We start from the raw sequence: 12,648 nt of genomic DNA, 5'->3' as shown, positions 1-12,648 counted from the left end.
CGTTAGGTTCAGCCTACCTGCTGTTCGTACTCCGATGCACTGAGCAAAGAGTCAACGGCGTCGGCTTCGGCGAGCTTGATCTCGATGAGCCAGCCGTCGCCGTACGGATCAGTGTTGATCAGAGCCGAGTCGGTGTCGAGGGATTCGTTGCGGGCAACCACTTCCCCGCTCACCGGAGCGTAGATGTCGCTGACGCTCTTTGTGGATTCCACCTCGCCCACCACTTCATTGGCGGTGACCTTACTTCCGGCTTCAGGCATCTGGGCGTAGACAACATCTCCGAGTGCGTCCTGGGCGAAATCAGTAATGCCCACACGGACCACGCCGTCAGCGTTCGGTGCGGTTACCCACTCGTGTTCGGCGGTGTAGGACAGGTCTTCGGGAATGTTGCTCATCAGGGGCCTTTCATCGGGTCAATCACCAATGTCAACGGGGCCTGGGAAACAGGCCGCCGCTGAAAGTATAGGCACAAGTCCACGGGCGTTCGAGGATGATTCTGACATGATGGGACGCATGGGATCACAGGCACAGGAAACACCCAGGAAAAAGGGATATTGGGCTCCGCGGATCATCTTTGGCGCCGTTGCCATTCTGTTCCTGGCCATTGCGTATTTCGCCCTCGCAGCCGTCCTGCCAGTGTGGTGGGCGAACGTCATCCGCAACCAGGTCCAGGGCGATCTTGGCGCCGGGATCCTGGTGGGGATGTTTTTCGGGTTTGTGTTCACCTTTGTGCCTCTCCTGGTGGCGTGGCAGGCAACGCGTAAGAGCCTCGGCTGGCCGTGGAAACTGGTGATCCTGGTTGTTGCGGTGGCCGTCGCGGCGCCCAATCTCCTGACTGCCGGGATCATGTTCGGCAGCTCCCAGGCCGCGCACAACGGCCAACGGATCCTGGGCACGGAGGCCACCTGGTTCCCGCTGTGGACACAAATCGCGGCGATTGCCGCCGTCGTGATTTTCGTCGTGGGCGTCATCCTCTGGAAGATTTGGCGGCAGCGTGGCAGGAAGGTGAAGTTACTCAAGAAGGCCGAGGCTGAGCGCTCCCTTGCCTCGATGGCGGACGGGGAAGGCGAGCCAACGCCCGCTGCACCCGACACACAGGCTGACCGCCGGTAGTCCCATGCCGGAACTACCCGAGGTTGCAGGCCTGGCCGGATTCCTGGATGGACAGCTGCGCGGTTCGGTGGTGCAGAAGCTCCAGATCGTCTCGTTCGCCGTCCTGAAGACCGCAGATCCGCCTTACACTGCACTGGAGGGGAGAAGTGTTGCCGGTGTGCGGCGGTTCGGAAAGTTCATCTGCATCGACACCGATGGGCCTTCGTTCGTTTTCCACCTGGCCCGGGCAGGTTGGGTCCGCTTCACGGACTCTCCCGCCGACACGCAACTTCGGCTTGGCAAGAGCTACATCGCCGCCAGGCTCACGTTCGCCGGCGCCGACGGCCGCCACGGCATGGATCTCACCGAGGCCGGGACCAAGAAGAGTCTTGCAGTCTACGTAGTACGCGATCCCCACGACGTGCCGGGCATCGCCGCCCTCGGCCCGGATCCTTTCAGCGAGAAGTTCGACGCCGACTCGCTGGCCGAGATTCTCGGCTCCAGTTCCCAGCAGATCAAGGGCCTCCTGCGGAGCCAAAGCGTTATTGCCGGAATCGGCAACGCCTACAGCGACGAAATCCTGCATGCAGCCAGGATTTCCCCCTTCGCCATCGCCAAAACCCTGGACCGCCCTACCGTGCAGGTGCTTTACGACGCGATCCACACCGTCCTCGGAACGGCCTTGGCCGAGGCTGCAGGGAAGCCGCCCAGTGAACTCAAGGACGCCAAGCGCAGCCACATGCGCGTCCATGCCCGCACCGGCGAGGCGTGCCCGGTCTGCGGCGATACCGTCCGGGAAGTCTCGTTCGCAGACACAGCCCTGCAGTACTGCCCCACCTGCCAGACGCACGGAAAGATCCTGGCGGACCGCAGGACCTCCAAGTTCCTGAAGTAGGAAGCGGCTGGTCGCTAAAGGTTGCCGCACAGGGCTGCGTAACATTTCCCGCGCCTTTATGGAGGATTATCCCCCTAATAACACCCCAAGCCTTCCCACCTGGGAGTCAGCTGAGTAGTGTGGTGGTCACGTCCCCCCTTCGAATACAAAGCGCGGACGGAAACTGGTTACATGAGGGCCCGGACACCGGCGCTCATACCTAAAATTCAGTGCCCATTTTTGGGCCTTCATCATCACCCACGGCGCCCTTCCGTTCTGAACCCGGGGGCAATTAGGGTTCCCCTTTGGTGCGGGCGCTGGCACCCTCAAGTTTGGTGCTTCCCGCGGACCCACCGCGCCAGCAAAGCTACCGGACTTGATAAATAACCGCAGACAGGCGACTCAGCATAGGAGTGGACTGCGCCGAAGATGGCCGGCTCACGCCGCCTGTTTCACCTGTTCCTGCGGTAGCCACGAATTGATCACGTTTGGATAATTCTCATGAACAAAGTAGCTCGACTCTTAGGCTCTACTGCACTTGCTGCGAGTCTGACCCTCGGTGGATCGGCTCTTACAGCTGGTGCTGCCTTCGCAAACAGCGGCAACGATCGCGCGTCCTACAGCAATGACCACCGAAGCGACGACCACCGCGATGACGGCCGCCGCGGTGATGACCGCGACTCCCGCCACAATAATTACCGGTACCTCTACCACTGCTTCGACAGGCACCACGACTGGTACGAGTGGGGCAACAAGTACGACCACAGGTGGAATTGCGACCTCGTCTATGTGCGGCGCTGATTCCAAAGCCTGGGGTGAACTGGCGGCGCCTCCACGTGAGGGCTAACCAGCCCAGCGGGCAGCGCCCAGTAAGACTGGGCAATGCCAAGCCCTCAGTAAGCGGCCCGGCTAAACGGACCGCCAAATAATAAAGGACCGGAACCACGCGTTTCCGCGTGATTCCGGTCCTTCGTGGTCGGGCTGACAGGATTTGAACCTGCGACCCCTTGACCCCCAGTCAAGTGCGCTACCAAGCTGCGCTACAGCCCGTCAGTTCCGCCGTTCTCCGCTGCGTTTACTCCCAGTGTTACCCAGGATTTCAACTCAGCAGTCCGGCCGAACCACCTTGAAAAGCTTACACGATCCCGGGGGGTGCCGGTGACACTTCGCCACCCACACGCCCCCGGTGTGTCGGATTTAACGCTGCTTACCGCGTTTTTCGCGCACCCGCATGTTGACCTCGATGGGTGTGCCTTCGAAACCGAAGGTCTCACGCAGCCGGCGGGTGATGAAGCGGCGGTAGCCGGGGTCCAGGAATCCGGTGGTAAACAGCACGAACTTGGGCGGCCGGCTCGATGCCTGCGTGCCAAAGAGGATGCGCGGCTGCTTTCCGCCACGGACCGGGTGCGGGTGTGCTGCCACCAGTTCGCCCAGGAAGGCGTTGAGCCTGCCGGTGGGGATGCGCTTGTCCCAGCTCTCCAGGGCGAGGTCCAGGGCGGGCACCAGGCGGTCCTTGTGCCAACCGGTGAGCGCCGAAATGTTGACCCGGGGTGCCCAGGCCACGTGGGCCAGGTCCTGTTCGATTTCGCGTTCCAGGTAGGTGCGGCGTTCGTCGTCGAGCAGGTCCCACTTGTTGAACGCCAGAACCAGCGCGCGGCCGGACTCGATGGCCAGCTGCAGGATGCGGACGTCCTGCTCGCTGAGCACCTCATCAACCGCGAGGAGCACGACGGCGACCTCCGCCTTTTCGAGCGCGGCCTGCGTACGCAGTGAAGCGTAGTAGTCCGCGCCCTGCGCCATATGCTGACGGCGGCGGATGCCTGCCGTGTCCACGAAGCGCCAGGTGCGGCCACCCAGGTCAATAAATTCATCCACGGGGTCCCGGGTGGTGCCGGCAGTGTTGTCCACCACCACGCGCTCGGAGCCCGCGAGCTTGTTCAGCAGTGATGACTTACCAACGTTGGGCCGGCCGATCAATGCGATCCGGCGCGGTCCGCCGGAACGTTCCAGGCCCTCAATGGTGGAGAACTCCGGCAGGGTGTCCATGACATGGTCCAGGAGGTCCGCCACGCCGCGGCCGTGCAGGGCCGAGACGGGGTAGGGCTCGCCGAAGCCGAGGCCCCACAGGGTGGCGGAGTCAGCCTCCTGGGCGAAGTCATCCACCTTGTTGGCCACCATGATGACCGGCTTTTTGCTGCGGCGGAGCATCTTCATGACGCCCTCGTCAGTGGCGGTGGCGCCCACAGCCGAATCGACCACAAAGAGCACGGCATCGGCGAGTTCCACGGCCATTTCAGCCTGTTCGGCCACACGTGCATGGATGCCACGGGCGTCGTGCTCCCACCCGCCGGTGTCCACCAGGGTGAAGTTGCGCCCGTTCCAGTGCGCCGAGTACATCACGCGGTCGCGGGTCACACCCGGGGTATCCTCCACCACGGCTTCGCGGCGGCCGAGGATACGGTTCACCAGCGTGGACTTGCCCACGTTAGGGCGGCCGATGATGGCCAGGACGGGGTCGAGCTTTACGGGGCCGTCGAAGTCCTCATCGTCATAATCCCCGCTCAGCAGGGCGGCATCGTCCTCATCCAGGTCGTAGTCTGCCAGACCGGCCCGGAGCGAGGCGGCCCGAAGCTCCGCTTCGTCGTCGCCGATCGCGGCCAGCCGCTCGGCCACCTGGTCCGTGCCGGAGGGCGTGTATTCGTCTTCGCCGGCGCCGGAGGGGCCGGAGGTTTGAGTCGTATCGCTCATTGCACTTTCCTTATGTGGTCATCTGCCGGCGTCCCGGCTACTGCTGGTTCGAGCGGTTGGTCCGCGTGGGGCAGGGGCTGCCCGCTGTGTTCAATGGTGTCCTGGACGTGCCCCGCCAGCGCAGCGCGGATTTCCAATCCCGCCCTGTCCATTGAAGCACGGCCTGTTTCGCCGGGGTTGCGGCTCAGGGTCAGTGCGTTTCCGAAGCTGACGTGGAACCGCCGCCCGGGCCTGGGTACGGTGTCGAGGTGTTCATTGCCCGTCCTGGTGCCGAGGATCGCCACAGGGACCACGGGTGCGCCCGAGTTCAGTGCCAGCCAGGCGACCCCGTTGTTGATGTCCGTCGCCTGCCCGCTCCCCCGTGTACCTTCCGGGAGAATCCCAATGCAGCGGCCGGCGTCGAGCACGTCCTTGCCCAGCAGCAGTGCTGCCCGGTCCCCGGAACGGTCCACCGGAAGCTGGCCGGAAGCGCTGAGGACCCGGCCCAGGAAGCCTTTGAACATCTCCTTCTTAACGAGGATGTGCATGGGGCGCGGAGACGCCCCGAACATCACCGGCCCGTCCAGGAAGCTGATGTGGTTGCCGGCAAAAATCACCGGCCCGCCTGTGGGGACGTTATGCCTGCCGGTGACGGATGTCCGGTACACCGCGTGGTCCAGGAGCCAGCCGACGGGCCTGCTCCAAGTCATGGTCAGAGCCGAGGGAAGCTTAGCGCGGTCAGTCACGGTTGAGGACCTTCGTCACGATCACCAGGGCGGCATCAACCGTTTCCGTAAAGTCAAGGTCCGACGAATCGAGTGTGACCACGCCGTCGGCTGCCTGCGTGAAGTTCACCACCGTGGAATCCTTGGCATCGCGCTGGGTCACCTGGGCGGCGAGCTGCTCCGCGTTCTGCGTGCCGCCCAGCTGGATGCCGCGGCGGCGAAGCCGTGCTTCTTCGCTGGCAGTCAGCAGCATCCGGACTTCGGCGCCCGGCGCGACGACGGTGGTGATGTCCCGCCCTTCCACCACCATGCGGCGGTGGTGCTTTTCGATGAGTGCGCGCTGCCTGCGGATCAGTTCGGTCCGGGCGCCCAACGTGGTGGCCACCGCACTGACCGCCGACGAAATGGCTGGCTCGCGAATGGCATCGGTAACATCGGTCCCGTCCACGCGCACGAATTCCGCCTGGGGTGTGGTGCTCAGGTCCAGGACCAGGTCCCGGGCCGCCTGCTCCACGGCGGCGGCGTCGGCAAGATCGATTCCGCCGTTGACGCAGAACCACGTCAGGGCACGGTACATGGCGCCGGTGTCCAGGTAGGCAAGGTGCAGCCTGCGGGCCACTTCCCTGCTGACGCTGGATTTGCCCGATCCGGAAGGGCCATCGATGGCCACCACGAGTGGCCTGCCGACGCGCAAAGCCGGCATGGTGTCGAGAAGTTCTTGTGTCATTACTGGAGTACCCGCCATCCGCGGTCGTTGAGTGCTTCGATCAGGTGGTCGTGCTTGTTCGGCAGCACGGAGAGTTCCACCATGCCCACATTCTGCCCCGAGGAATGGTCAAGCCGAAGGTCCTCCAGGTTGACGCCGATCTCACCGATCTCGGTGAGGAGCCTGGCGATCTGGCCGGGCGTATCATCAACCAGGACTGTCAACCAGGCATACGCCTGCGGCGGCCCGCCGTGCTTGCCCGGAATGCGGGCCTGCCCGGCGTTGCCTTCGCTGATGAGTTGGGCCAGGTCCAGCCTGGCACCCGGCGCCAAGGGTTCCTCCAAGGTGCCGATCAGCCGGTTCAGGTCCTCGCGGACGCCGTAAAGGATCTCCACGACCTTCGCCGCGTTGCCGCCCAGGATCTGCACCCACAGCTTGGGGTCGCTGGCAGCGATCCGGGTAACGTCCCGCAGGCCGTTGCCCGCAAGGGACAGCGCGTGAAGCGGGGTCCCCTGAAGCCGGCTGGCCAGCAGCGAGGACATGATCTGGGGCAGGTGCGAGACGAGGGCCACGGCCTGGTCATGTTCGTCAGGTGTGAACTCAGAAACTACCGCTCCGAGATCGGTTGCCAGCGAACGCGCTGTCTGCACAGCGGCAGCGGACGATTCCGGGCCGGGGCAAACCACCCACGGCATGGACGTGAAGAGCTCACCGCGGGCCGCAACAGGACCGGACTTTTCGCGGCCCGCCATCGGGTGCGTACCCACATAACGGGACATGTCGGCGCCGCTCCCCTGCATCTCCGCCAGGATGGAGGCTTTGACGCTGGCGATGTCCACCACAATGGAATCCGGGTAGTCAGCCAGCGCCTGCGCCACAACAGTGGCTGTCACATCCGGCGGTGCCGCCACCACCACAAGCTCCGGCGACTCACCGCCGAGCATGGCCAAGGGCTGGCCGGCACCGATGTCTACCGCAACGGCCTGGTTGGTGGGCGACGGATCGGAGAGGAACACGGGCACACCGCGCCCCCGCAGGCCCAGCCCGATGCTGGTGCCGAGCAGGCCGGTGCCAATCACCACGACCGGACCGTTGAGGTGTCCGCGCCCGTGAGAGCGAAATGCGGACATGCGTCAGAGCCCTACGGATGCCAGCAGGTGGCCGACTTCCTGCTTGCCAAGGTTGCGGATGCTGCCCTGGCGCTGGTCGCCCAGGCCAATGGGGCCCACCTTGACGCGCACCAGGCGCAGGACCGGGAAGCCAACAGCGTCAAACAAACGCCGGACAATCCGGTTTTTACCGGAGTGCAGCACAACTTCAATCAGCACGTGGCCAGGGGTGGAGTCCACCAGCCTGAACGAGTCCACGGAGGCAAAGCCGTCTTCGAGTTCCACGCCTTCCTTCAGCTGGGCACCAATTCCTTGCGGGAACGGGCCGCGGACCTGGACCAGGTAGGTCTTAGGCACCTCGTAGGACGGATGGGTCAGTCGGTTGGCCAGCTCGCCGTCGTTCGTAAGGAGCAGCAGGCCCTCCGTGGCGACGTCCAGCCGGCCCACGTGGAACAGGCGTTCCCCCTGATGGGTCTTCCGCACAAAATCACTGATGCACGGCCGGCCGTCGGGGTCTTCCATGGTGGACACCACGCCCTTGGGCTTGTTGAACACCATGTAAACGAGGTTCTCGTCCAGCTGGATGCGCAGCCCGTCCACGTGGATGACAGCTGTCTTGGGATCCACGCGGACACCAAGCTCGGTGACTACCTGGCCGTCAACTTCAACGCGGCCCTCAGCGATCATTTCCTCACAGACGCGGCGCGACGCCACGCCTGCCTGGGCCATGACCTTCTGCAGGCGGGTGCCATCGGCGTCGTGCATTTCAGACTGCGGTACCGGACCGCGGGGTCCGCGCTTGCGGGAAGGCTTGCGCACGGGGCCAAGGTTCTGGCCGAAGCGTTCGCTACCGAAAGCACGTGAGGCTGCTGCCCCCGGCTTGCCGGCGCGCGGCTTAGGCTTGAGCGCCCCGGGAGTGCCCGGTGCTTTTTTGGCGCCCGGCTTCCGGGCGGCAGGCTTCCGTGATGAGGCCGCGGCGCCCTTCCAGTCGGAGTCTCCGCGGCCGGTAGCAGATGCCGGGGCATCGCCGGGATCAACGAAAGGCTCCTCGCGCGGCTTCGGCGCTTTGTAGGGGCGGTCGCCGCCGCCGAACCCGGCGTTGCGTTTGCCGGCGCCGGCGCGGAATCCACCGCCTGCTGCGCTGGGGCGGCCGCTGCCGCCCTGTGCAGGATTACGGCCCGCGCCGCCCTGGGCAGGATTACGGCCCGCCGGCGTACTGCGGCCCGTGCCGCCTCCGGCACTGCGTTCTGAACTGTTGCGTCCCGAACTGTTACGTGGTGAACCCTGGCGTCCCGCCTGTGTCATGACCCGTCCTTCGATATGTTGACCGGCAAGTTGTCCAAGAACAACCCTAGCCAGCCATGCAGAATTTATCTGCCCTTATGAATACTCTTGTGCGCAGGCGGGAAATCCCGCCTACATTCTGTCGGCGTCGTAGAACTCGGCGATGCCCTCGAGCCCCGGAAGATGGGGTGAGAGCTGCGGCAGTTCCGCCACGGACCCGATTCCCATCCGTTCCAGGAAATACGATGTGGTCCGGTACAGGATGGCTCCCGACTCGGGATCATTTCCCGAATCTTCGATCAGCCCGCGCTGGGTCAATGTCCGTACGACAGAATCGACATTGACTCCCCGAATTGCGGACACCCTGGCTCTGGAGACAGGCTGGCGATACGCGATGACAGCAAGTGTTTCAAGTGCCGCCTGCGTCAGCCTGGCCGTCTGACCCTCCAGCACAAACCGGCCCACAATGTCGGCGAAGTCTGCGCGGGAGTAGATCCGCCAGCCACCGGCGATGCTCCGCAATTCAAAACCCCGGGGGCTGGAGCTGAAACCAGCAACGCTGGCATCGTCCATGTCCGGGGCTTTAACAGTATAGCCGCTATACTCCCGCTGCAGTTCCGCGAGTAGCTGCTCGACGGCGGCGACCGTCAGATTAAGGCCGGTGGCGAGTTCGGTGGCGGTGGCAGGCTGGTCCAGCACCATCAGGACCGCTTCGAGGGCGGCCTTGGCACCACCCGGGAGCCCGTGGTGGACATCCGGATATTCCTGCGCATCATCATCGGCAGGTGCCGTGGGGGTGGCTGAAAAGCCCTCAGTCACAGTTGCTCCTCATACTCTTCACTCAGGTTTTCCGTTGACCAGTCCTTGCCGTCCGCCGTCCAGTGCACCGTGAGGTCGCCCAGCGGTGAAAGCTGGTCGAAGGAGACCGCCCTGTCGCGGAACAATTCAAGCAACGCCAGAAAACGGGCCACCACCACCAAGGTGGACTCGGCGTCGGCTATCAGTGCCCGGAAGGACAAGGGCTTTCCCACTTGGAGCCGCAGGGCCAGGACTTCAGCCTGTTCCTTGACGCTGACTGCACTGCCGTGAAGGTGGGCGAGGCCCACTTCAGTGGGCTTGGGCGCCTTTGGCTGCAGGGCTGCTTCGGCCAGGCGCGCGAATTGCTGCGGCGTATGTTTCCACACCAGCTCCGGAAGCATGGCGGCAAAGTGCTCCTCCAACGCAACCTGCCGCGGAAACCGCTGTGCCTCCTGCTCCAGGCTTTCGGCCATCAGCGCGGCCACCTGCTTGAACGCCTTGTACTGGAGCAAGCGGGCAAACAGGAGGTCAGGGGCCTCCAGCCGGGCGATGTCCTCGTCGTCTTCCACTTCGCCGGCCGGCAGCAGGCGTGCCGCTTTGAGGTCCAGGAGCGTGGCCGCTATGACGAGGAACTCGCTGGCTTCGTCCAGTGCCCATTCCTCACCGAGTTTCTGGAGCTTCCTGATGTACTTGATGAACTCATCAGTGACGGTGGCGATGGCCACCTCGGTAATGTCCAGCTGGTGCTTGGCGATGAGGCCCAGCAGAAGGTCAAACGGACCCGTGAAGTTGGCCAGCCGCACCTCAAAGCCGGGCTTGGACTCAGCCACGGCCTGGCTAGGGTGCGCCGCCGCGGGAAATCAGTTCCTTGGCCAGGCGGCGGTACGCATCCGCGCCGATGTGGTTTCCTGCGTAGCTGGTGATCGGTTCGGCCGCCACTGTGGCGTCGGCGAACTTGATGGAGCGCTTGATGACGGTCTCGAACACCTTGTCGCCGAAGGCTTCCACCAGACGGCTGATGACTTCGCGGCTGTGCAAGGTTCGGGCGTCATACATTGTGGCAAGAACGCCGTCCACCTGCAGGCGGGGATTGAGCCTGTCCTGGACTTTGTCGATGGTTTCCACCAGCAAGGCAACCGCACGGAGGGCGAAGAACTCACAAATCAGCGGGATGACCACGCCGTGCGCGGCAGTGAGGGCATTGACGGTCAACAGGCCAAGCGACGGCTGGCAGTCGATCAGGACGACGTCGTAGTCGTCCTCAACTTTCTTCAACGCCCGGTCCAGGACCTGTTCGCGGGCCACCTCGTTGACAAGCTGTACCTCGGCGGCGGAGAGGTCGATGTTTGCCGGCAGCAGGTCCAGGTTTTCGACGCCGGTCTGGTGGATGGCATCGCGGATGTCCACCTTGCGGTCCATCAGGACGTTGTAGACAGTCAGGTCCAGCTCGTGGGGATTGATGCCCAGTCCGGCGGAGAGCGCGCCCTGGGGATCAAAATCAACCACCAGCACCCTGCGGCCGTATTCGGCGAGTGCAGCCGCCAGGTTGATGGTGGACGTGGTCTTTCCCACGCCACCCTTTTGGTTGACCATGGCGATTACTCGCGCCGGCCCGTGGGAAGACAGCGGTGCGGGTTCCGGAAATTCGCGGTGGGGGCGCCCGGTGGGACCCATCACGGCGTCTTCCAGATCGAGTTCCGTGCCTTCCAGAGTTGCCGAACCCTGTTCGCTGCTCACGTATCTATCCACACTTTCGATGACGGTGATTTTTCCTGCCGCTGATGATCCAGCGCCGATCCTGCTTTTCACCTAGGCTACAGGCCCCGACACGGTATTCGAGGGAACTTGACTTTGGGGGCATTCTGAGCCTTTACCTTCTACTAGAGGTCGAAGGTTGCCCTGCCGGACAGAGAAACCGCCCCTGCAGCAGGGCTGCAGGGGCGGTTTATCTCGCAGGGTCAGAAGGGAGTTTTAGGCGTGGGCCGCTACCTCTGAGTTGGCGGAGGACGTGCCCATCCGGTCGCCGTGGCCTGCGATCATGGTCTGCTCGTCGAAGGGACGTTCGCCGGAGAGCACCTTGGTGACCTGCTCGCCGTCGATCTCCTTGACCCAGGTGCCGATGAGGACAGTGGCGACGGCGTTACCGGTGAAGTTGGTCAGGGCCCGGGCCTCGGACATAAACCGGTCGATGCCGACGATCATGCCCACGCCTCCCAGCAACTGGGGCGCGTGCGCCTGGAGACCGGCAGCCAGTGTGGCCAGGCCGGCACCGGTAACGCCGGCGGCACCCTTGGAGGCAATAATCATGAAGATCAGCAAGGAAACCTGTGCACCAAGATCCATAGGCATGCCCATGGCGTTCGCCACGAACAGGGATGCCATGGTCAGGTAAATGGCGGTGCCGTCAAGGTTGAACGAGTAACCGGTCGGAACCGTGACGCCGACAACCGGCTTGGAGACGCCCAGGTGTTCCATCTTGGCGATCAGGCGCGGCAGGGCTGCTTCGGAGGATGAGGTGGAGAAGATCAGGAGGTATTCGCGGGCCAGGTACTTCATGAGCTTGAAGATGTTGACGCCTGCAACCACCTGGAGGATTCCGCCGAGGATGACCACAATGAACAGCGCACAGGTGATGTAGAACGCCACCATCAGCGTAAACATGCTGATGATTGCCTGGAAGCCGGTGGCGCCGACAACGGCGGCGATGGCACCGAAGGCACCTACCGGGGCGAGCCACATGATCATGATGAGGATGCGGAAGACCAGTGCCTGGCCGTGACCGATGGCCTTAAGGATTGGAGCACCCTGCGGGCCCATCTTCTGGAGGGCAAACCCTACCAGGATGGCCGCCAGGAGGGTGGGCAGGACGGGGATATCACCGGGGATGATGCCCAGCAGGAAGTCCACGGTGCTGTCGGTGGCAGCCTTCTTGTTGGGATCGTAGGGCGTCAGCTTGAGGCCTTCACCCGGGTGGATGAGGTTGCCCACTACCAGGCCGATGGCCAGGGCAAAGGTGGACATAACGATGAAGTACCCCAGCGCCAGGCCTCCCACTTTGCCCACCGTGGCCGCTTTGGCGATGGAGCCGATGCCCAGGACGATAGTGCAGAAGATGATGGGGGCAATCATCATCTTGATCAGCTTGATAAAGCCGTCGCCGAGCGGCTTCAGCGATTTGCCGACCTCTGGGAACAGCAGGCCGACCACGGCGCCCAGGATCACGGCGGCAATAACGGCCATGTAGAGGTAGTGCGATTTGTCGAGCCCCTTGCGGGCGGCCTTTGCAGGCGCTGCTGACTCTCCTCGTTGAGAAGCCAAGATGTGTCTCCTTAT

At 63.7% G+C, this 12,648-nt stretch carries 12 protein-coding genes and 1 tRNA gene; 2 read left to right on the top strand and 11 right to left on the bottom strand.

Annotated elements, in window-relative coordinates:
- Positions 1-8 precede the first annotated feature (8 nt).
- Positions 9-395, bottom strand: a complete 387-nt coding sequence (gene gcvH / locus AB4Y73_RS06030; protein ID WP_190988958.1) for a glycine cleavage system protein GcvH — start codon at positions 393-395, stop codon at positions 9-11.
- Positions 396-513: 118 nt separating this feature from the next.
- Between gcvH and AB4Y73_RS06025 the strand changes: the two genes are divergently transcribed.
- Together AB4Y73_RS06025 and AB4Y73_RS06020 are read left to right on the top strand one after the other, a co-directional pair.
- On the top strand, positions 514-1,113 hold the full coding sequence (locus AB4Y73_RS06025) for a hypothetical protein (RefSeq protein WP_441869917.1): 600 nt from the start codon (positions 514-516) through the stop codon (positions 1,111-1,113).
- 4 nt (positions 1,114-1,117) lie between these two features.
- Positions 1,118-1,987 carry an Fpg/Nei family DNA glycosylase gene (locus tag AB4Y73_RS06020; RefSeq protein ID WP_441869914.1) on the top strand — a complete coding sequence of 290 codons (870 nt, stop codon included), beginning with the start codon at positions 1,118-1,120 and terminating at the stop codon, positions 1,985-1,987.
- Between the two features lie 952 nt (positions 1,988-2,939).
- Here AB4Y73_RS06020 and AB4Y73_RS06015 read toward each other — a convergent pair.
- The 10 genes from AB4Y73_RS06015 to AB4Y73_RS05970 all read right to left on the bottom strand — a co-directional run bounded on the left by AB4Y73_RS06015 (position 2,940) and on the right by AB4Y73_RS05970 (position 12,633).
- Positions 2,940-3,016, bottom strand: a tRNA-Pro gene (locus AB4Y73_RS06015).
- A gap of 147 nt (positions 3,017-3,163) precedes the next feature.
- Positions 3,164-4,714, bottom strand: a complete 1,551-nt coding sequence (gene der, locus AB4Y73_RS06010; protein WP_441869911.1) for a ribosome biogenesis GTPase Der — start codon at positions 4,712-4,714, stop codon at positions 3,164-3,166.
- On the bottom strand, positions 4,711-5,403 hold the full coding sequence (locus tag AB4Y73_RS06005) for a lysophospholipid acyltransferase family protein (protein ID WP_441870271.1): 693 nt from the start codon (positions 5,401-5,403) through the stop codon (positions 4,711-4,713). Before AB4Y73_RS06005 ends, der begins: the two co-directional genes overlap by 4 nt.
- Positions 5,404-5,431: 28 nt before the next feature.
- Complete coding sequence (gene cmk / locus AB4Y73_RS06000) at positions 5,432-6,145, bottom strand: (d)CMP kinase (RefSeq protein ID WP_441869908.1); 714 nt, start codon at positions 6,143-6,145, stop codon at positions 5,432-5,434.
- Positions 6,145-7,254 carry a prephenate dehydrogenase gene (locus AB4Y73_RS05995; protein ID WP_441869906.1) on the bottom strand — a complete coding sequence of 370 codons (1,110 nt, stop codon included), beginning with the start codon at positions 7,252-7,254 and terminating at the stop codon, positions 6,145-6,147. Before AB4Y73_RS05995 ends, cmk begins: the two co-directional genes overlap by 1 nt.
- 3 nt (positions 7,255-7,257) lie before the next feature.
- Positions 7,258-8,538, bottom strand: a complete 1,281-nt coding sequence (locus tag AB4Y73_RS05990) for a pseudouridine synthase (RefSeq protein WP_441869903.1) — start codon at positions 8,536-8,538, stop codon at positions 7,258-7,260.
- A 111-nt stretch (positions 8,539-8,649) separates the two neighbouring features.
- Complete coding sequence (gene scpB, locus AB4Y73_RS05985) at positions 8,650-9,336, bottom strand: SMC-Scp complex subunit ScpB (RefSeq protein ID WP_441869900.1); 687 nt, start codon at positions 9,334-9,336, stop codon at positions 8,650-8,652.
- On the bottom strand, positions 9,333-10,145 hold the full coding sequence (locus tag AB4Y73_RS05980) for a segregation and condensation protein A (protein WP_441869897.1): 813 nt from the start codon (positions 10,143-10,145) through the stop codon (positions 9,333-9,335). Before AB4Y73_RS05980 ends, scpB begins: the two co-directional genes overlap by 4 nt.
- Positions 10,146-10,152: 7 nt before the next feature.
- On the bottom strand, positions 10,153-11,052 hold the full coding sequence (locus tag AB4Y73_RS05975) for a ParA family protein (protein ID WP_441869894.1): 900 nt from the start codon (positions 11,050-11,052) through the stop codon (positions 10,153-10,155).
- A gap of 234 nt (positions 11,053-11,286) precedes the next feature.
- Positions 11,287-12,633: a cation:dicarboxylate symporter family transporter gene (locus tag AB4Y73_RS05970; RefSeq protein WP_441869891.1), complete on the bottom strand. Its 1,347-nt coding sequence runs from the start codon at positions 12,631-12,633 to the stop codon at positions 11,287-11,289.
- Positions 12,634-12,648: the final 15 nt, after the last annotated feature.

Origin of the sequence: Pseudarthrobacter sp. TAF60_1 (assembly GCF_052113505.1) — a bacterium.
Lineage (GTDB): Bacteria > Actinomycetota > Actinomycetes > Actinomycetales > Micrococcaceae > Arthrobacter.
Note: the sequence above shows the minus strand (reverse complement) of the source record. Positions and strands in the feature narration are given on the sequence as shown.